Raw genomic sequence first — 23,082 nt, forward strand, 5'->3', positions numbered from 1 at the left:
CGTTCAGTTCGCGCGAGATAAAACCGCAATTTCGGCAAAGGCGTGGCGACGTGCTTCCGCATCCGCCGCTTCCACATCCGCCAGCGTGCCCAACGGGGCATGCGCCAGGGTGACCAGGCACTTTTCGACGACGCGCGGAATATCCAGAAAGCCCAGATTTCCAGCCAGGAAGGCGGCAACCGCCACCTCATTCGCCGCATTCAGGATTGTAGGGGCCGCCCCCCCGCTTTGCAAGGCGCGCCGCGCCAGCCCCAGTGCGGGGAATCGCACCGGGTCAGGCGACTCGAACGTCAGGCTGGCGGCTTTCACCAGATCCAGCCGGTCTCCCGGTGTGGCCACCCGGTCAGGCCAAGCCAGCGCCACCGCAATGGGCGTGCGCATGTCGGGCGTACCCAACTGCGCCAGTACCGAGCCATCGACATATTCGACCAAGGAATGGATCACCGATTGTGGATGAACGAGCACGTCGATGCAGCTTTCGGGCATCGCGAACAGATGGTGGGCCTCAATCAGCTCCAACCCCTTATTCATCATGCTGGCGCTATCGACGCTGATCTTGGCACCCATGGACCAGTTGGGATGGGCACAGGCCTGGGCCGGCGTCACGCCCTGCATGGCTTGCCTTGTCCAGGTGCGGAAGGGTCCGCCCGAGGCGGTCAGGATCAGCCGGGAGATCCGGTCGCGCTGTGCCTCATCAAACACCTGGAAGATGGCGCTATGTTCGCTGTCCACCGGCAGCAGGGTGGCACCACAGCGGCGCACCTCCGCCATCACCAGTTCGCCAGCACAGACCAGCACTTCCTTGTTGGCAAGCGCCACCGTGGCACCGCGCTGTACCGCAGCCAGGGTCGGGGCCAGGCCGGCGGCACCGACAATGGCCGCCATTACCCAGTCGGCGGCGGGACGGCTGGCAGCCTCCACTACGGCGGCAGGGCCGGCCGCCAGCTCAATGCCAGTGCCCCCCAGGGCTTCCTTCAGGTCAGCATAGGCGGACGCTTCGGCGACCACGGCCAGGGCGGGACGCAACAGACGTGCCTGTTCGGCCAGCTTGGCGACATTGCGGCCCGCGACCAAGGCCTCCGTCTGAAAGCGGTCAGGATAGGTTGCCAGCAGTTCGACGGTATTGGTGCCCACCGATCCGGTGCAGCCAAGCACGGTTACGCGGCGCGTCGTCACAGGCTTCACCAAAATCGCACCCATTCACCCGCCGTCATTTCGAACAACGCATAAAGCGGCGCCGCGAACAGCAGCCCGTCAATCCGGTCCAGGATACCACCATGACCAGGGATCAGGCTGGAACTGTCTTTCACATCGACCCGCCGCTTCATATAGCTCTCGAACAGGTCGCCCGCCTGCCCCGCCACGGCCAGCACTGCGCCAATGGCGGCATAGGCCAAGACGGCGGTGGCATGCACATGGTGCGGCACATCAGTCGCTGCTGGCGGCACCAGCCAGCCCGGCAGCCAATCCCCGCTCTGCGCTGCGCCGAACAGCCCGCCCAGGGTTGCTGACGCCACCATGCCGCCGATCAGGCCGGCCCAGGTCTTCTTGGGGCTGATGCGCGGCGCCAGCTTTGGCCCGCCGATGCTCTTGCCCGCCGCATAGGCACCAATGTCGGTGGCCCAGATGGACAGCATCAAAAACAGAAACAACGCCAGTCCATAGGGGCCGCTGTCCAGGCGCAGCCAGAGCATGGACAGGAAGGGCAGGCCGATATAGAGCGGCATAAAGGCGAAATGGCCGGGACGATGCCGGCCCGGCATGACCAGCCGGAAATATTCCCACGCCGACAGCACCGCCAGCACCAGCACCAGCACCTGGAACGGCAACCCGCCATACCAGACAGCCCCTAATACAGGGGGGGCTAGAATAAGGGCGGAGATCACGCGCTGCGTGAAGTTGGAGCGGGGTTTCTTGGGGGGGCGCTGGCTGTCGGTCACGATATCAACGGCTTCCCGCCGTGGCCCCGAAGCGCCGGTCGCGCTGATGGAATTCCTGGATGGCGGCCTCCAGATCGCGGCGCGTGAAATCCGGCCACAGCGTATCCAGAAAAACCATCTCCGCATAAGCCAGCTGCCACAGCAGGAAATTGCTGATGCGCTTTTCGCCACTTGTGCGGATCATCAGATCGGGGTCGGGAATGGTGCCGCCCGTGGTCAATTCGCGGGCAAAGGTGTCGGTGGTGATGTCACCGGGGGCTATCTCCCCCCGCTCTACCGCCTGTGCCAGCTTGCGCGCCGCATCGACCAGTTCCTGACGCCCGCCATAGGACAGGGCCAGCACCAAAGTCATGTCGGTGTTGTCCGCCGTCAGCGTCTCGGCGTTGCTGATCAGTGCCTGGATATCAGCCGACAGGCGGGAGCGATCGCCGATCACCCGAAGCTGGATGCCATTCTTATGCAGCTTAGCAATCTCCCCGCGCAGGTAGAAGCGCAGGAGCTGCATAAGGGTGGACACCTCGTCCTGTGGACGGCTCCAGTTTTCGGTCGAGAAGCTGTAGAGCGTCAGGTACCGCACGCCCAGTTCGCGGGCACCCTCAATGGCCTGACGGACGGCGTCCACGCCCTTCTTATGTCCGGCCGTGCGCGGCAGGCCCCGTGCCGTCGCCCAGCGTCCATTGCCATCCATGATGATGGCAATGTGCTTGGGCGGCGGCAGAAACGCGGATGTGTCGGGGCCCGGCATGGCAGCAGGTCCTTACCCTTGGGTACCGGGAAACGATCAGACCTGCAGGATTTCCTTTTCCTTGGTCGCCAGCGCCTCATCCACCTTCTTGATGTGGGCGTCGGTCACGCCCTGGACCTTGTCAGACCAAGTCTTCTGCTCGTCCTCGGACAGGGAACCGTCCTTCTGCAGCTTCTTCAGGGCATCCATGGCGTCGCGGCGCACATTGCGCACGGCCACCCGGGTCTGCTCCGCATACTTGGCGGCAACCTTGGACAGCTCCTTGCGGCGCTCGGAGTTCAGCTCCGGAATCGGCACGCGGATGGTGGAGCCTTCGGTCTGCGGGTTAAGGCCCAGACCGCTGTCGCGAATGGCCTTCTCCACCGACTTGACCGTGGAACGGTCGAACACCTGCACCGAAATCAGGCGCGGCTCCGGCACGGAGATGTTGGCCACCTGGTTCAGCGGAACCGTGGTGCCATAGGCCTCAACCGTCACCGGCTCCAGCAGGTTGGCGGAAGCGCGCCCGGTGCGCAGGCCCGCGAATTCCTTGCGGAGCTGCTCAAGCGCGCCGGCCATGCGACGCTCAATGTCCTTGATCAGTTCGGGAGCGGCCACCTTATGCCTCTTCGGTTATGATGGTGAATTTGCCTTGTCCGGCCATCACTTCGGCGAAACCGCCGTCCTTCTGGATGGAGAAGACAAGGATGGGAATCTTGTTCTCGCGGGCAAGCGAAATCGCAGACGCGTCCATGACCTGAAGGTCGCGCGACAGCACGTCCAGATAGGTCAGGCGGTCATAACGGATGGCATCCTTCACCTTCTTGGGATCGGCGCTGTAAACGCCATCCACCTTGGTGGCCTTTAGCATCGCATCGCAGCCCATTTCCGAGGCGCGGAGTGCGGCGGCCGTATCCGTAGTGAAGAAGGGATTGCCGGTGCCGGCGGCGAAAATCACCACCCGGCCCTTTTCCATATGACGCTCAGCCTTGCGGCGGATATAGGGCTCGCAGACGCTGTCCATCGGGATGGCCGACTGCACGCGGGTCTCCACGCCAGCCTTTTCAAGAGCGTTCTGCACAGCGAGCGCGTTCATGACGGTGGCCAGCATGCCCATATAGTCGGCGGTCGCACGTTCCATGCCGGACGCAGCGCCGGAAATGCCACGGAAGATGTTGCCGCCACCGATGACGGCGCAGACTTCGATCCCCATGTCGATCACGGACTTGATCTCCGTGGCCATGCGGCTGACCACGTTGGGATCGATCCCGTACTCCCTTTCCCCCATAAGGGCTTCGCCTGAAAGCTTCAGAAGAACGCGCTTGTAACGGGCTTCGGGCACGGGTTTGTCCTTTCGGTTGGAAATCCGGTCTCGCAACAGATCATATCGGGGCCGGCGAACCGGCCCCGACAGAATAACGCTCCAGAGCCGGCACAAGGTCCGGCCCCGAACCGCCTTAGCCGGCCATCTTGGCCACTTCGGCGGCGAAGTCGGACTGTTCCTTCTCGATGCCTTCGCCCAGCTGGAAGCGGACGAAGCCGGTCAGGGTAACCGGGGCGCCGATGGTCTTGGCGGCGTTTTCCACGACCTTGCGGATCTTGGTTTCGCCGTCGATGACGTACAGCTGCTCCAGCAGGACCACTTCTTCATAATACTTGCGGACGCGGCCTTCGACCATCTTCTCGATGATGTTCTCGGGCTTGCCGGAAGCGCGGGCCTGTTCGATCAAAACGGCGCGCTCACGCTCCAGGTTGGCGGTCGACACGTCAGCGATGTCCAGGGCTTCCGGACGGGCCGCGGCGACATGCATGGCGATCTGCTTGCCCAGATCGGCCAGAGCGGCCTTGTCACCGGTCGACTCCAGAGCCACCAGCACGCCGATCTTGCCCAGGCCCGGGACCAGGGCAGAGTGGACATAGGACGACACCACGCCATCGGTGACCGACAGCTTGGCGACGCGGCGCAGGTTCATGTTCTCGCCGATGGTGGCGACCAGGTTCGGCAGTTCGTCGGCGACGGTGCGACCGGTACCCGGATAGGCGGCGGCCTTCAGGCTGTCCAGCGAACCGTCGGTGTCCAGCGCCAGCTTGGTGACGGTGGCAACGGCGGCCTGGAAGGCGTCGTTACGGGCAACGAAGTCGGTCTCGGCGTTCAGCTCGACAGCGGCGCCGGACAGGCCATTGGCGGCAACGCCAACCAGACCTTCGGCGGCAACGCGGCCGGCCTTCTTGGCGGCGGCGGCGAGGCCCTTCTTGCGCAGCCAGTCGATGGCGGCTTCCACGTCGCCATTCGCCTCGGTCAGCGCCTTCTTGCAGTCCATCATGCCGGCGCCGGACTTCTCACGGAGGTCCTTCACCAGGGCAGCGGTGATCTCGGCCATTTTCGCCTCTCTCAAATCGTCGGGGTGTGACGGGATATCTTTTACCACAGGGTCATGGCGGTTTCGCGCCAAGCCCGGACAGCACAACGGCCGGACAGCACCCGAAGCGGATGCGGCCCGGCCGTCGCACCTTAAACTCAGGCCTCGACGGCCTCTTCGGCGGGCAGAGCCTCAGCCGGGGCGACTTCCTGGGCGCCGACATCGATGCCGGCAGCCGACATCTCAGCCTGCAGACCATCCAGAACGGCGCCGCTCAGCAGCTCGCAATAGGTCTCGATGGCGCGCAGGGCGTCGTCGTTACCCGGAACCGGGAAGGTGATGCCGTCGGGGGAGCTGTTGCTGTCCAGGATGGCCACAACCGGGATACCCAGCTTGTTAGCTTCCTGAATGGCCAGGCTTTCCTTGTTGGTGTCGATGATCACCAGCAGGTCGGGCAGGCCGCCCATGTCACGGATACCGCCCAGCGCGCGCTCCAGCTTATCGCGGTCGCGCGTCATGTTCAGCAGCTCCTTCTTGGTGCGGCCGGAGCCCTCACCATGAGCCAGCGCCTCGTCCATTTCCTTCAGACGACGGATCGACTGGGAGATGGTCTTCCAGTTGGTCAGCATGCCGCCGAGCCAGCGGTGGTTGACATAGTACTGGCCGCAACGCTTGGCGGAAGCAGCAACCTGCTCCTGCGCGGCGCGCTTGGTGCCGACGAACAGGACGCGGCCGCCACCAGCGACAACGTCACGCACGGCCTGCATGGCGCGGTGCAGCAGCGGAACGGTCTGTTCCAGGTCGATGATGTGCACGCCGTTGCGGGCGCCGAAGAGGTACGTGGCCATCTTCGGGTTCCAACGACGGGTGTGGTGACCGAAGTGGACGCCAGCTTCCAGCAGCTGACGCATGGTAAAAGTCGGCATAGCCATGGAAAACTTCCTTTTCCGGTTTGGCCTCCGTGAGCAATGTCCATTGGGCACCATGCCCGCCGAACACCGGATCGATGGGAAGGCCCCGCCCGGACAACCTGCGTCCGGATAAAAGCCAACACACCGCAAGCCCACGTGTGGGATTAACGACGGGCGGTGGAATAGCGCAGGCGGGGCTACAATGCAACCCCACCCGGCCGCGTTTTGCGCACGCCCTCCCCCTTCATCTCCGCATGGCGGGGGCGTATCAAGCCTCAACCCGCATTTTTCAGGGCCTTCAGGGCGGCTTGGGCTTCCTTATGCTTGGGCTCCAGTTCCAGGGCGCGCTTGTAGGCTTTCTCCGCCGTCACCTTATCCCCCATCGCCTGATAGATCATGCCCAGACGCCAATGGGCAGGCGCGCGGTAGTTGGTGCCGCCGATCCAGGCCGAACCCGACAGGAAGCGCAGCAGCGAGTCGCGGCCCGCCTCCAGGTTCCGGTTCTCCAACGCCGAGGCGCGGCCCCGATGATATAGGGTGAACGGGTCAGCGGGGTCGAACGACGACGCCTTGTCCAGCGCCGCAAAGGCAGCATCACTTTCACCCAAGCGCACAAGGCCGACCGCGACGCCGGCCAGTTCGGAGGCATCGGTCAACTTCGCCGTGGCTTCCTTCAGCAGCGTCTTTGCCGAGGCTTCATTCTCGTCACTCAACGCCTGAGTCGCGCGCAGCAGCGCATACTGCGCCTCATCCAGCGGCTGGATAGCCTTTATCGCCTCTTCCGCCTTTACCTTGTCGCCCCCCACAATGGACGGCGCAACAAGGTGATACTGCGCGATGCACTTGATGGCAGGAACGCTGCGCGGATCGCGCGCCCTCTCCCCCTCGCACAGGGTCAGAAGGTCGGCGGCGGCGGACTTCTTGGCGAACAGCGAGGCATCGGTGATACGGCGGGTGGCCAGCACCATTCGCGCCTCCAGCACCCGCCTGTCGTCCGGCACCTCCGCCGCCAGCCGGGCCCCCAGGGGCAGGCCTGCCTCGACATCGCCAAAGCGCTGATAGACCAGCAGCAAATCCCGGGCAGCGTCACGGTCAGCCGGATTGGTGGCCAGCCGCGCCTTTAACGGGGCTTCGGCCGCATCCTTGCGGTCAACCGGCTCGACCAGGGTGGCATAGTCAGCCGGTAAGGTCTGGGCACCACCGGCACCGGTCAGACACAGCAGGGTCAAGGCGGCAACGGACAGGGAGAGGCGCATGGGCTCATCCAGAAGGGTTAAGAAGACTTAACCTTTTGGCGCCATGCTGTGGCGGAATGGTGGCGCGATGGGGCCATTATCACGATCCTTGGTGGTGCAGGTCCGCCATGCCTTGGCAAGCGCCCGGCGGGTGGCTATGGTCCGCCGCGCGCGGCCCAGACCACGCTCCCGGCATGCCAAGCACCATAAGAATGACCGTCACAGCCCGACCGACCGATGCCTCGCCCGACCTGCTGACGGGTTTCTTGCGCCAGCTATCGCCGGGCCGCGACCCGTCGCCGCCGCTTTGGCTGGAGGCTGACGGATTGCCCGACGTGCCGCGCCGGCTGCTTGTGCATGATCATGGCATGACGGCCACGCTGGAGGCTTTCTGGGGCGAGCAGATGCGGCTGTCCGTGCTCCATACCGAAGAGACGGGCAACCTGCTGCGCCGGCACGTGCTGCTGTCGGGTGCCGAAAGCGGCACGCCTGCCGAGCTGGGTTTGATCGAAATCCGGCTGGATGCCCTGCCCGCCGGCGCCCTGTTCGCGGTACGCCAGCGACGCATTCCGTTCGGCGCCATACTGTCGGCCTGCGGCGTTTCCTTCCGCAGCCAGCCTGCAGGTTTCCTGCGTCTGGTCGCCACGGATGAGCTGGCCCGTCTGCTGCGCCTGACGCCCGGCAGCGCCGTCCATGGCCGTGCCACCACGCTTTACGCCCAGAATGACGGACGCGTGCTGGCAACAGCCGTGGAACTGTTGAGCGGGCATCAGCCCGCTTGAAGGCCGCTCAGCGCCGCAGCACCACAGCCGCCGACGCCACGCCGAAACCCAACGCGATCAGCACCACCGCAAAGCATATCCACAGGACGGCTCGCACTTCCCCCAGCGAGGCCGTCACATAAGCCTGATACTGCGTGATGATTGGGTCGTTGGTGCGGGCCGCGGGGATTTCATTGGCCAGGACCTTTTCCTGCTGCACGCGCCAGTTGGCATCGATCCCTTCCCGCGCCTGCACCGACTGCGCCACAGCCTGCACCCCATCGGCCAGTGCTGCGTGGGTTTCGCGAATACGCCTGGCCTTCTCCGGGTCAACAGGGTCAAGGGCGGTGCCCAGCCGGTCCGCCAGTTGACGGAACTCCGGCACACGGGCCTCCAGCCGCGCGCCCGTCTTCTCCCGCGTTCCTTCGTCAAAGATCAGCAGCAGCACATCGCGCTGCAGGGCGCGGCTGGCGGACCGCAGTTCGGTCGCGGCGGACAGCACTTCCTGTGCATGGTCCAGCCCCCGCAGGGTAGGCCGGACCAGCAGCAGGCCCACGACCACCAGGGCCACCAGCACAGGCACCAGCCCCGCCGCGAAAGCCGGCAGCAACCGCCCGCGCGGTGTTTCAAGATCCCAGATGGCCTTGGTCATCAACTCAACTCCTAAATTTCAAACTTGATTTCAACCGATCCAGCCGCCATCGGCCGCCGTGAAGACACGTCCTTCGGCCAGCCCCCAACCCAGGAGATGGACCAGCGGGTTGACGCCCGCCGCCGCGATATCCGTGTGGCGTTCCAGATAGGCGCTGACATCAAAGGCCGCCGACGGGTCCCGCCCCTCGCGCCAGCCATAGGTCATGAAATGATCCATGGCAGTCATGCCGCCCGCCGCGACCACGGCCGCGACATCGGGATTCTGCTTCAGATACCAGTTGGTATCGAACAGGGCCGTGGTGCTGCGCCCTTCCTTCTGGCCGTAATACTGATAATGCTGCCAACCGCTGGCGAAGACGCCCGCCGTCACCGCCGCCGCCACATCGGGATTGACGGCCAGATAGCCCTGTTCGCTGAAGCCCAGCGGCAGATTGGCGGAGACCGCCTGTTCCATTACCGTCAGCAGCAGGACGCGGTCGGACAGGTACAGGAATTCAACATTGGCCAGTTCGCTGACCACTGGATCGCCCCAGGCCTTCACGCCCATCGCCACGGAGCCATTGACCATGCGCGCCAGATACAGTTGATCCAGGGTCGTGTTCAGACCAACCGCATCCACGCCCGTCCCGCCATCCAGTAGGTCCGGGCCACCGCCACCGACCAACCGGTCATCACCGGCCCCGCCGCGTAGCGTGTCGCCATAGGCAGAGCCGACCAGCAAGTCGTTGCCAGAGGTGCCCGCCGGAATGTCGGTGGTGCGATATCCGATACCCCAGCCCGTGGATATGAAACGGGACAGGTCATAGTTACCGGTCAGGGTGACGGAAGCATCAAAGCCGGCCTTGCTGTCCAGCCCCACATAGACGCGCACGCCGCCGGCAACCGCCTGCACATGCACCTGACCATCCAGAAGACCAGTGCCGTTGCCCTGCGCGATGGCGCCGATGGCTTTTACCGCCAGATACGGGCTGCCCGTGGGATAGGTCAGGAAGGTCAGCAGATCGCCCATGGCGAAATCGGTGACCGTATCCACGGTGTCGAACTCCTGTGCATGGAATTCAAACACGTCCTGGCCAGCACCACCCGTCAGGATGTCGGCGCCCTTGCCCCCCATCAGGGTGTCGTTGCCGCCGCCGCCGCTCAGCGTATCGGCGCCATCTCCCCCGAACATCACCTCCTGCCGCCAGGAGCCGGTGACATGGTCACCAAAGGCCGAACCCTCAACCCAGGCCCGCTCGATCGAGCGCAGGATATCGGTTCCCTGATCGCTGGTCAGGGTCGTGTCACCGATGACCACCGGTGCGGCGGCAATCGTCGTCGCCTGAATGCGGTGATAGAGGATGTCGTCGCCATCGCCGCCATCCAGCGTGTCGTCACCGGCACCGCCTTCCAGCACATCGTCGCCGATCCCGCCCGACAGGAAGTCGGCACCCGGCCCGCCATGCAGTTCATCGATGCCGGCGCTGCCCAGCACACTGTCATCACCGGCATCGGCATTGATGATGTCATCGCCGGCCCCGCCGTCGATCGTGTCATTGCCGGTAGTGCCGTTCAGGTTGTCGTTGAAGTTGCCGCCATTGATGACGGAGCCGGCCGCAGCCGCCGCGAACACGCTCATCGCAATCCACCCGTGCCCGGAACGGTGAGACGTCCCGGGTATTGCACCCCTGCGCGGGCACCGTAGGAAACACGGGATGGAATGGCAAGCTCGTTAACCGAGCAGTGAAAGATCGGCGACTGTAGCGATCCGCCCCTCCGCCTGTCCCCAGCCAAGGAAATGCAGCAACGGGTTCATACCTGCCGCCGCGACATCAGTGTTGCGGTCCAGATAGGCGCTGGTATCGAAATAGGCGGACGGGTCCCGCCCTTCCCGCCAGCCGTAGAGCATGTAATGATCGACGGCGCTGGCCACCTTGCCCTGGGCAATGCCCGCAGCGACGTCGGAATTGCGGGCCAGATACCAGGTGGCATCGAAGAAGGCGTTTGGGTTGCGCCCTTCCGCAGCACCGAAGCGGGCATAATGCTCATAGCCATTGGCATATTCGCCGCGTGACACCGAAAGCGCGATATCGGGATTGGCGGCAAGATAGGCCGCCTCATCGAACCCAAGGCGCAGCAGCGACTGGCTGGGATAGGCCGCACGCCCCTCCGCCCTTCCATAGGCGAGGTAATGGTCGTAACCGCTGTCGAACCAGCCCTTGGCAACCGCGTCGCGAATGTCGGGGTTGGCGGCAAGATAGGCGGATTCGCTATAGGCCTTGCCCTGATTGTCCGACAGGAGATTGGGCTGACGCCCCTCTGCCTGACCATATCGGGCGTAATGATCGGCACCGCTGCTGATCCAGCCGGCGGCCACAGCCTCTGCAATGTCAGGATTGTTGGACAGGTACCAGGCCTCATCCACACGGGTCGAACCAACAGACGAAAGTAATTGCGGTTCGGCCAGTTGCACCACCCGGTCGGACAGGATCAGAAGTTCGACATCGTAAAGCGTGTCCACACCCCCGCCAGTTGCGCGGCTGTCGACGATCTGGAAGGCGCCGTTGCCATGGTTCTGGATGGAAATATCGGCAAAGCTGGCCCCCATCACAACGGCCTGGACACCGGCGCTCCCCTGGTAAAGATCATTGCCGGCCCCACCGCCCCGCATCACGGTGGTGCCGGTAAAATAATCCGCATTGGCGGTACCGCTGTTGGTGGAATAGCCGCTGAGTTGCAGGATGTGCGGCATCTGAAAGTCGGTCCGCGCCAACCGGGCGCCGGTGCCCAAGCCCGCAAGGTCGACTGTGTAATCGGCGCCGGCGATATTATCCGCGCCGACATGCAGCCGCACCAGACCATTGCCCAGGTCCTGGTAACGCACGGCACCCAGGCCAAGCCCGTCTCCGCTGCCCGCGGCGTAGGAGGTAACGGCCAGGGTCCCGGCTCCGTCGGCACGCAGCAGCGACAGACGGTCATTCACCGTGAAATCCATGACCAGATTGGTAGAGCCCATCCCCCCTACCATGAACTGATCACTTCCGACCCCACCCCAGAGGGTGTTGCTGCCGGTACCGCCCGCGATGACGTCATCGCCGCCGCCCCCACGGATGACATCGTCCCCTGCCCCACCCGACAGGGTTTCGCGCCGGCTGCTGCCGGTGATGGTATCGTTGAAGGCACTGCCGGTGATGTTGATCCGGTCGATGGAGATCAGCCAATCGACTTCCTGCGTGCCGGCCCGGACATTCAGGGTATCAACCGCGATGGAGAGACCCGCCGTGGCATCGGCATAACTGAAAACCGCCAGATCGTCGCCGGCACCGCCATTCAGCAGATCATTGCCCTTGCCCCCCGTCAGCGTGTCCTCGCCAGCACCGCCATAAAGGCTGTCGGCACCATCACCGCCATAGAGTTCGTCAGCCAGATTACCGCCCGTCAGGTGATCGGCCCCCGGACCGCCCCAAAGGCGGTTAACGGCCCCCGCCTCCCCCCCGATCCGGTCATTACCGGTGGTGGCATAGGCATAGCGGTAGATGGCATCGCCGATGACAATCCGCTCAACGCCTGTGGTGGTGATCAACCGGTCGGGCTGGCCGAAAACCTGGATATCGACACCAAGCAGAAGGCCCGACGCATCGACATGCGCATTCAGGGCAAAGCCGCTGGCTGGCAGTTCCAGCGTGTCTAGTCCCGTCCCACCATCCACGGTGTCGTTGCCATGATCGCCGGGGCGCAGCACATCATCGCCGGCCCCGCCTTGCAACAGGTCATCGCCCTGCAACCCGATCAGCGTGTCATTGCCGTCCGATCCGAACAGCGTGTCCCGGTTGCCGGTTCCCGTCAGGACATCATTTCCAGCACCACCCTGCTGATTAGTCCCCGGCAGATAGACCAGCCTGCCCGTCTGTGCCGACACGGCAAAGGCGTAGGGCTCGTAATCGCCCTGAAGGCTGACGCTATATTCAGCGCCATTGATGTTGTCGGCACCCAGGAACAGACGCGTCAGGCTGCTGCTGACCCGATCAACCTGTAACTCCCCATCTGCAATGCGGAACCCGCCCCCGCTCTGGCTGACCAGACGGATAGGGTATGGGAAAGCCAGACTGTCGTCATAGCCGAAATCAGTGATGAGATTGGTGGCGCCAGGACTGGACCGGGCCGCCAGAAAAATATCGGCACCAGCACCGCCGGTCACGGTGCCGTCGCCTGTGGCAAAGGTCAGGTAGGAGTCAGCACCATCGGCCACTGCCGTCAGCGTCACACCGGATACAGCCGTCGCGTCGTAACCGGAGACGAGAAGCCCGGCAGGCGTCGCCTGCACAACCCCATCCAGCGTCACCTGCGGAACACCCGCGTTCATGGTGATGCGCAACTGGCCCGTAGCGCTACCGGTCAGGACCAGAATGGGCGCCTGCCCCGGATTACCGCTGTCCCGGGTGGTAAAGTTGATGGCCACGGTCCCGCTCCCTGCGCTGACGGATGTTCACCAACTTTATAACTATCAACAAACTGAATTCCTATCACGACATAGGAGGTACGACCTTTGGCCGCCCAGCGTGCAAAAAACAGGGTGGCTGCGCCGTTTCGCACCTATCCAAGCCACCCTGCATCGGCCGCAGTGATGATCCGCCCCTCTGCCTGACCCCAGGCGATGTAATGAACCAGCGGGTTCATGCCAGCGGCCTTTACATCGCTGTAACGATCCAGATAGGCGCTGGTATCGAAGGCCGAGGACGGATCGCGCCCTTCCCGCCAGCCATAGGCCATGAAATGGCTCAGCGCTGTCATCGTCCCTTGCGAAACCGCTGCCGCGACATCGGGGTTGCGCGCCAGATACCAGTCGATATCGAACAGGCTGCTGGTGGTCCGCACCTCGGCATAGCCGTAGCCCTGGAAATGAGCCCAACCTGTCGCGAAACGGCCATCGGCAACGGCGGCGGCAACGTCGGGATTGGCGGCCAGATACTGCGCTTCGTTGAAGCCCAGGGGCAGGCTGGGGCTGGGGGCCTCCCCGCCCGTCGGGGTCAGCAGGACCACGCGGTCCGACAGGTACAGCAGTTCGACATTGGTCAGCCGGTCGGTGACGGTCAGACCATTCTCTTGGGTGCTGACCAGGGTGCTGCCATCCGCCTGCCGCGTGATGGTGACATTGGCGAAGCTGGCCTTCAGCCCTGCCGCATCCACGCCGGTGCCGCCGTCCAGGCGGTCTGACCCGGCACCGCCCACCAGACTATCCTCCCCGGCACCGCCGGACAGGGTATCGTCGAAAAGACCGCCGCGCAGCACGTCATCATTGGCCGTGCCATTCACGGTCCGCGCAGTGATCAGTCGCATCTGGCCGCTAGCCGATGCTTCAAAGTCAGCAAGGGTGAAGGTACCAGACAGATCGACCGCCATGTCGAAACCCGCCGTGGCATCCTGGCCGACATACACGCGGACCCCGCCCGTGATGGCTTGTACATGTGCCTGCCCCGCCAGAAGCCCCGACCCGCTGCCGACCGCAACACTGGTGATGGGCATCATAACGGTCTGGCCGCCGACGTTGTTGTGGAAGACCAGGACATCATCGGTACCGAAATCGGTGATCAGGTCGTACCCACCTGTGTCCGGTCCATAGAACCAGAACTGGTCCTGCCCCGCTCCCCCGGTCAACCGGTCCAGATTGCCGCCACCGATAATGGTATCGTTGCCGCCGCCGCCATTGATCGTATCAGCCCCGGTGGACCCGTCCAGACGCTCGGGACGGTCGCTGCCGGTGATGACATCGCTGAACCGGGTGCCGGTCAGGTTCACCTGCTCAATGCTGGTCAGGGTATCGACCTCTCCACCCGTGACCGTGATCCGGTCGGTGGTGACGGTAATGGTCAGACCGTTATTGACGGTCGAAAGGTGGTCGAAAACCACCACATCGTTACCCGCCCCGCCATCCAGTGTATCATTGCCGGCCCCACCATTCAGCGTATCGTCATCCGCCGTACCGGTCAGACGGTCGGCATTGGCAGTACCCGTGAAGGTCCGGCCCGGTGCCGCCTGGGGATTGAGGGTCGTCATGATCAAAGCTCCTGAACTTCGATAACACCGGGGATGGACTTGAACGCCCCCCGGCTGGCGGCATTGATAGAAACGGCACCCGGAATGGCGATTTCCACTTCGCGGAGCGCGTCCAACTCCACGGCAAGCGTCACCTTGCCCCGGCCCGGCGGCAGGCGGCCAATGGTGGTCTTAATGGCCGAAACGGCATTCACGTCATCCAGCAGGATACGCAGGCCGGCGGCACTTTTCGCGACCTCATCCTCCAACGACAGCACACCGTGGCAGGTCAGTCGCATTTCCTCGCCATTTTTCTGTGCGTCGACCGACAACAACACGGCGCGGCCCGCCTCCAGCATCTCCCGGCTCTGCGCCAGGGTTTCGGCGAACAGCGTCACCTCGTAAACGCCGGACGCGTCAGACAGCGTTACGAAGGCAAAACGGTTCCCGCTTTTGGCTGTTCGTTCCTGTTTGGCAACAACAATACCGGCCAGTTTGAAACGGGTGGATTTCGCGTCCCGCATCAGACGCGGCAATTCGCTGAACTTCACCACCTTCATGCGGTTCATGGCGGGGCCGAAACTGTCTAGCGGGTGGGCCGACAGGTAGAAGCCAATGGCCTCAAACTCATGCCGCAGCCGTTCCAGCGGGTCCCAGTCCGGCACCTTGGGCAGGTCCGGGGCCTTCATGGCCTCCGACCCGCCAAACAGACTGGCCATGCCGCTTTCACGCTGCTGCGCCTCGGCCTGAGCGTAGCGGACCACCGTTTCCAGGCCTGCAAAAAGCTGCTGACGGTTGCGGTTCAAACTGTCAAAGGCGCCAGCGCAAACCAGTTTTTCCAGCATCCGCTTATTCAGGGCCGAACTGTCCACGCGCCTAGCGAAATCGAAAATGTCCTTGAAGGGGCCGTTGGTTGCCCGCTCCCGCACTACCATTTCCATGGCCTGCTGGCCCACGCCCTTCACGGCGGCCAGGGCATAGCGCACAGCCCGGCTGCCATCGGCCAGCTTTTCCACGCGAAAACGCGGCTCCGACGCGTTGACATCCGGCGGCAGCAGCCGGATGCCCAACCGCACCAGTTCCTGGCGGAACTGGTTCAACTTGTCGGTATTGCCCATATCATAGGTCATGGTGGCGGCCATGAACTCGACCGGGTAATTGGCCTTCATGAAGGCTGTCTGATAGGCGACCAGAGCATAGGCGGCGGCATGCGACTTGTTGAAGCCGTAGCCCGCGAACTTGTTCACCTGATCAAAGATCAGGCCCGACTGTTCCTCCGGCACGGCCAGCTTCTCTGCCGAACCAGCGATGAACTTGGCCCGCTCCTTCTCCATCTCCTCCTTGATCTTTTTACCCATGGCACGGCGCAGAAGGTCAGCGCCACCCAGTGAGTAACCGGCCAGGACCTGGGCGATCTGCATCACCTGTTCCTGATACACCATGATGCCAAAGGTTTCCTCCAGGATCGGCTGGAGGGCCGGGTGCATGTAGTCTGGCTCTTCCTGCTTGAACTTCACCTTGATGTATTTGGGGATATTGTCCATAGGGCCGGGTCGGTACAGCGACACCAGCGCGATGATGTCCTCGATCCGGTTGGGCTTCATGCGGCGCAGAACGTCGCGCATGCCCGAACTTTCCAGCTGAAAGATACCGGCACTCTCTGCCCGGCCCAGGATCGAATAGGATTTCGCATCCTCCATATCCAGGTCCAGCAGGTCCAGTTCCGGTCCCAGATCACGGACATGGTCGACCGCGGTCTTCAGAACCGTCAGCGTTTTCAGACCGAGGAAGTCGAACTTCACCAGACCGGCCAGTTCCACATATTTCATGTTGAACTGCGTGACCGGCATATCGGAACGCGGATCGCGGTACATAGGCACCAGCTGATCCAGCGGCCGGTCACCGATCACGACGCCGGCGGCGTGGGTGGAGGCGTGGCGATACAGCCCCTCCAGACGCAGCGCGATGGTCAGCAGACGGTCAACCGTCTCGTCTCCCCGCTTCATCTCCTGCAACTGTGGTTCGCCGTCTAGCGCCTGCTGCAAGGTGACGGGATTGGCCGGGTTATTGGGGATCAGTTTGCAGATACGGTCCACCTGACCATAGGGCATCTGCAAGGTGCGGCCCACGTCGCGCACGACCGCGCGGGCCTGCAATTTACCAAAGGTGATGATCTGCCCGACCTTGTCGTACCCGTATTTCTGCTGCACGTACTTGATCACCTCTTCACGGCGATCCTGGCAGAAATCGATATCGAAGTCGGGCATCGAAACGCGTTCCGGGTTCAGGAAGCGTTCGAACAGCAGGCCATAACGGATGGGATCAAGGTCGGTAATCAGCAGCGACCAGGCGACCAGGCTGCCTGCCCCCGACCCACGGCCCGGGCCTACGGGAATGCCATTATCCTTGGCCCATTTGATGAAGTCCGACACGATCAGGAAGTAGCCGGGGAACTTCATCTTGATGATGGTTTCCAGCTCGAAATCAAGGCGCGCCCGGTATTCCTTCTCGATCTTGTCCTTCTCGTCGGCCGCCATGCCACTGGTGAACACATACTTGTTCAGGCGGTAGGTCAGGCCATCATGGGCCTGGGCGCGCAGCTCATCCGGTTCCTCCCGCCCGTTGGCGCTGGCAAAAGGCGGCAGGATGGGGTTGACCTTGCGCGGCATGTAGGCGCAACGCTTGGCAATGACCACCGTATTATCGACCGCTTCCGGGATATCGGCGAACAGGTCGCGCATCTCCTGCGGTGACTTGAAATAATGGTGCGGGGAAACGCGGCGGCGATCCTCCTGCATCACGTAGGCGCCGTCGGCGATGCACAGAAGCACGTCGTGCGCCTCATACATGGAGGCGTCGGCATAATAGGCGTCGTTGGTGGCGACCAGCGGGATGTCGTGGGCATAGGCCAGATCAATCAGGTCGGCCTCAACCTTATCCTCAGCCTGGGCCAGCGGCCCCTCGACATGGCGCATCAACTCAATATAGAGCCGGCCCGGAAACAGGGTCTTCAGCCGTTCCATCAGATCCAGCGCATGCGGCTTCTGCCCGTCCAGCAGCAACCGGTTCAAGCCGCCGCCCACCCCGCCCGTCAGGCAGATCAGCCCGTCGGTCAGCCCCTCCATCTTCTCCAGCGATACCTGCGGCAGCAGGCCCGTCTCCGTCTCCATGAAGGCGACGGAAACCAGCCGCATCAGGTTGCGGTATCCCTGCTCGCTCTGCACCAGCAGGACCAGTTGATCGGCACCGGGGCCCAGGACACGGCCTGCCACCTTCTTCTGCGGCCCGAACGGCGTGATCCACATCTGGCAGCCGATGATAGGCTGAATGCCATCGTCCGACGCCGCCATGGCAAATTCCAGGGCGCCAAACAGGTTGCCTGTATCCGTAACACCCACGGCCGGATAGCCGTGCTTTTTGCACAGCTTCACCAGTTCCTTGGTCTTGATCGCCCCTTCGGCCAGCGAATAGGCGGAATGGACACGCAGGTGGATAAAACCGGGATCGGCGGACATGGGGTGGCAGGCTTCCGGCGGCGGGACAGGTGCTCGACCTTAGCGCGGATGGGTCGCGAATGGCGAGCCTGTCGGCGTTCATTACCTGTGATGTAATCGACAGGCCCCATAGCGCATGGGAAAAGGGCGTTGTCACGACCGCACAGGTGCCCCATGTCCAGCCCCGCCCGCCAGCCCGCACCCCGTCGCCGTATCAACAATGCCGAGGCTTTCGGCCCGCTGCTGAAGCGCTGGCGCGCCTCGCGGGGGTTGAGCCAACTGGATCTGGCGCTGAGTTGTAATACCAGCCAGCGGCATCTGTCCTTCCTGGAATCGGGGCGGTCGCGACCCTCACGCGGGATGGTGCTGCAACTGGCCACAGCCCTGTCCGTGCCGCTGCGTCACCAGAACGCGTTGATGCTGGCCGCCGGCTTCGCTCCCGCCTGGGACAGTTCACCCCTGGACGCCCCGGAAATGGCCCCGGTGAAGGCCGCCATCACCCATATGCTGGAAACGCAGTCACCCTTTCCTGCCGTCGTCGTGGACCGGCACTATAACCTGATCCAGGCCAATGCCGGGGCACAGCGCCTTCTGGGCTTCCTGGCCGGTCCCGCCATCGCCCAGATGCCCAACCCCAATCTTGTCCGCCTGCTGCTGTCGCCGGACATGCGGGGCATGGTGGAAAACTGGGCGGAGGTCGCGGCCTGGATGGTCCGCCGCATCAAGGCAGAAGCCCTGCTTGAGGATCCGGTGCAGGCCGTAGGCGCAGACCCGTTCGCCGATCTGCTGGCCGACCCCGACCTGGCCGCGCTGGGCGCGCCATTTGGGGACGGGCTGCCGGATGCGCCGACCCTTTACACCCGCTTCCACAAGGATGGGGTGCGCCTGTCGCTGTTCTCCATCATCGCCATGGTGGGCACGCCGCTGGATGCGGGGCTGCAGAACCTTCGGGTGGAGCTGTTCTATCCGGCGGATGCGGCAACCCGAGAATGGTTCTCCCGCCCCTGAAACACCTACTTCTGGCACCGCCCTTGCTTCTTCTCCGTTGAACCGGGATGGGGCCGGGGCTTTTTGCATTCCGCAAAGCCACCTGCATCTATCCCTCTTGTACATTGCATGAGGCGTGCTTTTCATGTCACAGTGCCAGCGAATCGGGCAAAAATTGCCCAGTTGACACCGCCAAACTTCACGATCCGGATGCAAAGCACCTCGTAAAGGCGGGAAAACGCTAGTATTTTGTGCCTCAAAGTGCCCTCGCCTGACAGGAGATGATCCACGTGGAGTCGTTTCTGCAAACCTTGCGGAATCTCGGCACCCTGCGCCTGGCGGGGATCGGGGCTGCCGTGTTCGTCACCATCGGCGCCATCGTCTTCTTCGCAGGGCAGTGGTCGACACCCAACATGGCGCTGTTGTACAGCGACCTGTCGCCCGCCGATGGCGGCGCCATCGTGCAGCAGCTAGAAGCACAGCAGATCCCGTTCAAAGCGTCGCCCGACGGTACGCGGATCGAGGTGCCGGCCGAACAGGTAGGTCGCCTGCGCATGATGATGGCGCAGCAGGGCATCCCCAGCGGCGGCAATGTCGGCAACGAGATTTTCAATCAGCCAGAAGGCCTGGGCACCACCGCCTTCCAGCAGCAGATGCAGCAGCTGCGCGCGAAGGAAGGGGAGCTTGTCCGTTCCATCCAAACCTTGCAGCAGGTGCAGAATGCGCGCGTTCATCTGGTTCTGCCCAAGCGTGAACTGTTCGCGCGACAGGCCCAGACGGCCACGGCCTCTGTCCTGCTGAAACTGCGCCCCGGCAAGCCGCTGTCCAAGGAACAGGTCGCGGCCATCCAGCAGTTGGTGGCAACCGCTGTACCGCAGATGGAGCCGGCGAACGTCTCCATCCTGGATGACAAGGGCAATCTGCTGTCGCGCGGCCTGCGCCCCAACACGCCGGAGGCTATTGCCGCCAGCGCGGAGGAGCGTCGTCTGGCGCGCGAACGCGAACTGACCCAGACTATCGAGGAACTGCTGGGCCGCTCTGTCGGCCAGGGCCGCGTGCAGGCGCAGGTTTCTGTCGAAATGGATTTCGACCGCATCACCACCAACAGCGAGATCTATGATCCCGAAGGTCAGGTGGTGCGCGGCACGCAGTCGGTGACCGAGAATAGTGAAAGCACCAACCGCGACGGCGTCGATCCCGTCACGGTGGCCAACAACCTGCCCAACGCGGACGCCGCCAACAGCATTGCCGGCGCCAATTCAGAAAAGAAGAACCGCTCCGAAGAGACGGTGAATTACGAGATTTCCAAGACCACCAAGGTCCATGAGCGGGAGACGGGTCAGGTTCGCCGCATGTCGGTCGCCGTGCTGGTGGATGGAAACTATACCACTGCCGAGGATGGCACCCGCACATACACCCCGCGCAGCGACGCCGAACTGGCGCAATTGCAAAGGCTGGTGCAGTCGGCGGTCGGCGTCGATCCGTCACGCGGCGACAATGTTGAAGTGATCTCCATGCAGTTCTCGCGGCCGGAGGATGAACTGGCCGCCATGGAGGACACGATCTTCGGCATGCCGAAGGCTGACGTGATCCGCATTGCGGAAACTCTGATCCTGGCCATCGTCGCCATCCTCGTGATCCTGCTGGTGATCAAGCCGTTGGTCACACGCGCCCTGGACCGTTCGCCGCAGCTGGATGAAGAGCCCGATCTTCTGTCCGATGGCAGTGGCGTGCCCCAGCTTGCCGGCCCCGGCGGCGGCGCACTCGCCAGAGAGCTAGCTATGGAGGCGGCACAGGCGAACGAGGAACTGGAGCAGATGATCGACATCAACCGTGTCGATGGTCGGGTCCGCGCCTCATCCCTGCGCAAGGTGGGCGAGATCGTGGAAAAACACCCCGAAGAGGCCGTGTCGATCATCCGCAACTGGCTCTATACGGAAAATTGAGGCTTCTGAGGCATGGCAACCATTCAGAAGTTTCTGTTCGAAAAGGATTTCGAGGACGGGTTCGGGGGCGCGGCAAAGGCCGTCGCCCCGCCGCCCGAACCTGAGCCCGAATTGCCGCCTGCCCCACCGCCACCGCCGCCACCGCCCACCTTCAGCGTGGAGCAGTTGCAGCAGCAGGTGAAGATGGCCAAGGATCAGGCGCGCACTGCCGCCCTGGCCGAAGGTATCCAGCAGGGCCGGCAGCAGGCAGAGGTCGAGGCGCAGCAGGAACTGTCCAATGCGCTCCGCAGCGTGGAGAACTGCCTGAAACAGTTGGTGACAGTGCAGAACGCGCAGGCGCAGATGCGGCAGGAGAACACCGCCCGCATCGCACTGGCCATCATGCGCAAGCTGTGGCCCGGTCTGGTGGAGCGGCAGGGTCTGGCGGAGATCGAAGTTGTGATCGCCGCGTTTATGGAAGAACTGGTGGAAGAACCGAAGCTGGTCTTCCGCGTCAATGAACGCTGGTTCGATGAATTGCGCGGACGTATCGACGACATGGCTCTACGCCATGGCTTCGCTGGACAGGTGACCGTCCTGGCCGACCCGAAGCTGAGCCAGATGGATGTGAAGGTGGATTGGGCCGCCGGCGGCGCGGAGCGAGAGGTCGGTCGGCTGTGGACGGAGATCGAGCGTATTGCCGGCGACGTCCTAGCCGATTTCCCTGGCGGTCCGAAGGATGCGATCCTCTCGCCCAAACGTGAGGTGACGTTGTGAGCATACTGAACATCATAAACCGCGCGGATAGGGACTGACATGGCCGCCAAAGACGACATGTCGCTGAACGAATTCGACAATAGCCGGGGCGGTGGCGGCGGGGAGCTGGAAGCGCTGCCCGTCGTCAAAGACCTGGAGTCCGTCTACGACATCCCTGTGCAGATTTCCGCCGTGCTGGGCAAGACCAACATGCAGGTCAGCACCCTGATGCGCCTGAACAAGGGTGCCGTGGTGGAACTTGACCGCAAGGTGGGTGAAGCCATCGACATCTATGTGAACAACCGGCTGGTGGCACGCGGAGAAGTGGTGGTCGTGGAGGACCGGCTGGGCGTGACCATGACCGAAATCATCAAGACGGAGCGGGCGTAAGGCATGAGCGACCGCATCCCGAGCCGCAGCCGCACAACACCGTCTGCACCGCCGCCGCAACCGGCAGCGGCGACGGCACCCGCATCGGCCCCCATACCGGCGGCTAAGGTGCCGCCGCTGCCCCGCATGCGTCGGCGGTTAGACCTCGCGACCATCGTGGGCCTATCGTCGGGCCTGTTGCTTGTGACGGGCGCCCTGTTGATGGGCGGCGGCGGAGTGGGATCCTTTGTCGACGTCCCGTCGATCCTGATTGTGCTGGGCGGTACGGCCGCCATCACCACCATTTCCTTCTCCCTGCCCGATGTAAAGGCGGCGTTGAAGGCGCTGTCCTCCACCATGGTCGCCAATACGCCTGACCCGCGCGCAGCCGCGCAGACGGCCCTGTCATTGGCGGAATTCGCGCGGCGCAGCGGTCCGCTGGCGCTGCAACCGCTGGCAAAGAGCACCAAGGCTTGGCCGGTTCTGTCGAAGGCGGTGGAATTGATTGCCGACGGCCTGCCCGCCGACGACGCTGAGCGCATCCTGCGCACGGAGATCGAGGCCAACATGTCGCGCGCCCGCACCGCATCCGCCGTTATGCGCCGCGCCGCAGAGGTCGCACCCGCTATGGGGTTGATCGGCACGCTGGTCGGTCTGGTGCAGATGCTGGGCAACCTTTCGGATCCGTCGACCGTTGGCCCCGCCATGGCTGTGGCGCTGATCACGACTTTTTACGGAGCCATCCTGGGCTCCATGGTTTTCTCGCCGCTTGCCGCCAAGATCGACCGCAATGCGGAACGTGAGGCGCTGGTCGATGGGCTTTACCTGCTGGCCGCTGGTTCGGTGGCGCGGCAGGAAAATCCCCGCCGGCTGGAGGTGATGATCAATACCGTGCTGCCGCCCGAACTGCGGCTGACCAATTATGAATGACTTCCGTTTGAACGACCGGACCGG

Annotated in this window: 19 protein-coding genes; 6 read left to right on the plus strand and 13 right to left on the minus strand. The window is 63.5% G+C overall.

The window, feature by feature from the left end:
* Window positions 1-3: 3 nt before the first annotated feature.
* From C0V82_RS06050 to C0V82_RS06085, 8 genes are all read right to left on the minus strand, one after another.
* A complete protein-coding gene (locus tag C0V82_RS06050; RefSeq protein ID WP_102111558.1) occupies window positions 4-1,200 on the minus strand; it encodes a 1-deoxy-D-xylulose-5-phosphate reductoisomerase in 1,197 nt (398 codons plus the stop codon).
* A complete protein-coding gene (locus C0V82_RS06055) occupies window positions 1,182-1,940 on the minus strand; it encodes a phosphatidate cytidylyltransferase (RefSeq protein ID WP_188595084.1) in 759 nt (252 codons plus the stop codon). Before C0V82_RS06055 ends, C0V82_RS06050 begins: the two co-directional genes overlap by 19 nt.
* Window positions 1,941-1,944: 4 nt before the next feature.
* Window positions 1,945-2,685: an isoprenyl transferase gene (locus C0V82_RS06060; RefSeq protein ID WP_102111559.1), complete on the minus strand. Its 741-nt coding sequence runs from the start codon at window positions 2,683-2,685 to the stop codon at window positions 1,945-1,947.
* A 36-nt stretch (window positions 2,686-2,721) separates the two neighbouring features.
* Complete coding sequence (gene frr, locus C0V82_RS06065) at window positions 2,722-3,282, minus strand: ribosome recycling factor (protein ID WP_054167195.1); 561 nt, start codon at window positions 3,280-3,282, stop codon at window positions 2,722-2,724.
* Window position 3,283: 1 nt separating this feature from the next.
* On the minus strand, window positions 3,284-4,006 hold the full coding sequence (pyrH, locus tag C0V82_RS06070; protein WP_094456925.1) for a UMP kinase: 723 nt from the start codon (window positions 4,004-4,006) through the stop codon (window positions 3,284-3,286).
* A 115-nt stretch (window positions 4,007-4,121) separates the two neighbouring features.
* On the minus strand, window positions 4,122-5,045 hold the full coding sequence (gene tsf, locus C0V82_RS06075; RefSeq protein WP_102111560.1) for a translation elongation factor Ts: 924 nt from the start codon (window positions 5,043-5,045) through the stop codon (window positions 4,122-4,124).
* Between the two features lie 137 nt (window positions 5,046-5,182).
* Window positions 5,183-5,956, minus strand: coding sequence for a 30S ribosomal protein S2 (gene rpsB, locus C0V82_RS06080; protein WP_102111561.1), 774 nt, complete (start codon window positions 5,954-5,956; stop codon window positions 5,183-5,185).
* A 254-nt stretch (window positions 5,957-6,210) separates the two neighbouring features.
* Window positions 6,211-7,191, minus strand: coding sequence for a tetratricopeptide repeat protein (locus tag C0V82_RS06085; RefSeq protein WP_102111562.1), 981 nt, complete (start codon window positions 7,189-7,191; stop codon window positions 6,211-6,213).
* A gap of 191 nt (window positions 7,192-7,382) precedes the next feature.
* Between C0V82_RS06085 and C0V82_RS06090 the strand changes: the two genes are divergently transcribed.
* Window positions 7,383-7,952, plus strand: a complete 570-nt coding sequence (locus C0V82_RS06090) for a hypothetical protein (protein WP_102111563.1) — start codon at window positions 7,383-7,385, stop codon at window positions 7,950-7,952.
* A 7-nt stretch (window positions 7,953-7,959) separates the two neighbouring features.
* On the opposite strand, the gene C0V82_RS06095 is transcribed toward C0V82_RS06090, so the two are convergent.
* The 5 genes from C0V82_RS06095 to dnaE form a co-directional block, all read right to left on the minus strand.
* Complete coding sequence (locus C0V82_RS06095) at window positions 7,960-8,583, minus strand: hypothetical protein (protein ID WP_102111564.1); 624 nt, start codon at window positions 8,581-8,583, stop codon at window positions 7,960-7,962.
* 30 nt (window positions 8,584-8,613) lie between these two features.
* Window positions 8,614-10,203 carry a calcium-binding protein gene (locus C0V82_RS06100; RefSeq protein WP_102111565.1) on the minus strand — a complete coding sequence of 530 codons (1,590 nt, stop codon included), beginning with the start codon at window positions 10,201-10,203 and terminating at the stop codon, window positions 8,614-8,616.
* A 93-nt stretch (window positions 10,204-10,296) separates the two neighbouring features.
* A complete protein-coding gene (locus tag C0V82_RS06105; RefSeq protein WP_102111566.1) occupies window positions 10,297-13,023 on the minus strand; it encodes a calcium-binding protein in 2,727 nt (908 codons plus the stop codon).
* Window positions 13,024-13,157: 134 nt separating this feature from the next.
* Window positions 13,158-14,618, minus strand: coding sequence for a calcium-binding protein (locus C0V82_RS06110; RefSeq protein ID WP_102111567.1), 1,461 nt, complete (start codon window positions 14,616-14,618; stop codon window positions 13,158-13,160).
* Window positions 14,619-14,620: 2 nt separating this feature from the next.
* A complete protein-coding gene (gene dnaE, locus C0V82_RS06115) occupies window positions 14,621-18,112 on the minus strand; it encodes a DNA polymerase III subunit alpha (protein ID WP_102111568.1) in 3,492 nt (1,163 codons plus the stop codon).
* A 153-nt stretch (window positions 18,113-18,265) separates the two neighbouring features.
* On the opposite strand from dnaE, the gene C0V82_RS06120 reads away from it, so the two are divergent.
* From C0V82_RS06120 to C0V82_RS06140, 5 genes are all read left to right on the plus strand, one after another.
* Window positions 18,266-19,099, plus strand: coding sequence for a helix-turn-helix domain-containing protein (locus C0V82_RS06120; protein ID WP_102111569.1), 834 nt, complete (start codon window positions 18,266-18,268; stop codon window positions 19,097-19,099).
* A gap of 260 nt (window positions 19,100-19,359) precedes the next feature.
* Entirely contained in the window at window positions 19,360-21,024 is a 1,665-nt protein-coding gene (gene fliF, locus C0V82_RS06125; RefSeq protein ID WP_102111570.1) for a flagellar basal-body MS-ring/collar protein FliF, read from the plus strand.
* Window positions 21,025-21,036: 12 nt separating this feature from the next.
* Window positions 21,037-21,780 carry a FliH/SctL family protein gene (locus C0V82_RS06130; RefSeq protein ID WP_158659763.1) on the plus strand — a complete coding sequence of 248 codons (744 nt, stop codon included), beginning with the start codon at window positions 21,037-21,039 and terminating at the stop codon, window positions 21,778-21,780.
* A gap of 39 nt (window positions 21,781-21,819) precedes the next feature.
* Complete coding sequence (gene fliN / locus C0V82_RS06135) at window positions 21,820-22,149, plus strand: flagellar motor switch protein FliN (RefSeq protein WP_188595071.1); 330 nt, start codon at window positions 21,820-21,822, stop codon at window positions 22,147-22,149.
* Between the two features lie 3 nt (window positions 22,150-22,152).
* The gene (locus tag C0V82_RS06140) at window positions 22,153-23,058 is read left to right on the plus strand and encodes a motility protein A (protein ID WP_102111572.1); all 906 of its coding nucleotides are present in this window, start codon (window positions 22,153-22,155) and stop codon (window positions 23,056-23,058) included.
* The last annotated feature ends 24 nt before the right edge of the window (window positions 23,059-23,082 follow it).

This window comes from Niveispirillum cyanobacteriorum (assembly GCF_002868735.1).
GTDB classification, from domain to species: Bacteria; Pseudomonadota; Alphaproteobacteria; order Azospirillales; family Azospirillaceae; genus Niveispirillum; species Niveispirillum cyanobacteriorum.

What these genes read in the sequence shown, in the direction of transcription:
- C0V82_RS06120 (WP_102111569.1), top strand. Translation starts at nt 18,266, where the DNA reads ATGTCCAGCCCCGCCCGCCAGCCCGCACCCCGTCGCCGTATCAACAAT.
- tsf (WP_102111560.1), bottom strand. Translation starts at nt 5,045, where the DNA reads ATGGCCGAGATCACCGCTGCCCTGGTGAAGGACCTCCGTGAGAAGTCC.
- C0V82_RS06095 (WP_102111564.1), bottom strand. Translation starts at nt 8,583, where the DNA reads ATGACCAAGGCCATCTGGGATCTTGAAACACCGCGCGGGCGGTTGCTG.
- rpsB (WP_102111561.1), bottom strand. Translation starts at nt 5,956, where the DNA reads ATGGCTATGCCGACTTTTACCATGCGTCAGCTGCTGGAAGCTGGCGTC.
- C0V82_RS06060 (WP_102111559.1), bottom strand. Translation starts at nt 2,685, where the DNA reads ATGCCGGGCCCCGACACATCCGCGTTTCTGCCGCCGCCCAAGCACATT.
- C0V82_RS06085 (WP_102111562.1), bottom strand. Translation starts at nt 7,191, where the DNA reads ATGCGCCTCTCCCTGTCCGTTGCCGCCTTGACCCTGCTGTGTCTGACC.
- C0V82_RS06090 (WP_102111563.1), top strand. Translation starts at nt 7,383, where the DNA reads ATGACCGTCACAGCCCGACCGACCGATGCCTCGCCCGACCTGCTGACG.
- fliN (WP_188595071.1), top strand. Translation starts at nt 21,820, where the DNA reads ATGGCCGCCAAAGACGACATGTCGCTGAACGAATTCGACAATAGCCGG.
- C0V82_RS06100 (WP_102111565.1), bottom strand. Translation starts at nt 10,203, where the DNA reads ATGAGCGTGTTCGCGGCGGCTGCGGCCGGCTCCGTCATCAATGGCGGC.
- dnaE (WP_102111568.1), bottom strand. Translation starts at nt 18,112, where the DNA reads ATGTCCGCCGATCCCGGTTTTATCCACCTGCGTGTCCATTCCGCCTAT.
- C0V82_RS06140 (WP_102111572.1), top strand. Translation starts at nt 22,153, where the DNA reads ATGAGCGACCGCATCCCGAGCCGCAGCCGCACAACACCGTCTGCACCG.
- fliF (WP_102111570.1), top strand. Translation starts at nt 19,360, where the DNA reads ATGATCCACGTGGAGTCGTTTCTGCAAACCTTGCGGAATCTCGGCACC.
- C0V82_RS06050 (WP_102111558.1), bottom strand. Translation starts at nt 1,200, where the DNA reads ATGGGTGCGATTTTGGTGAAGCCTGTGACGACGCGCCGCGTAACCGTG.
- C0V82_RS06130 (WP_158659763.1), top strand. Translation starts at nt 21,037, where the DNA reads ATGGCAACCATTCAGAAGTTTCTGTTCGAAAAGGATTTCGAGGACGGG.
- C0V82_RS06110 (WP_102111567.1), bottom strand. Translation starts at nt 14,618, where the DNA reads ATGACGACCCTCAATCCCCAGGCGGCACCGGGCCGGACCTTCACGGGT.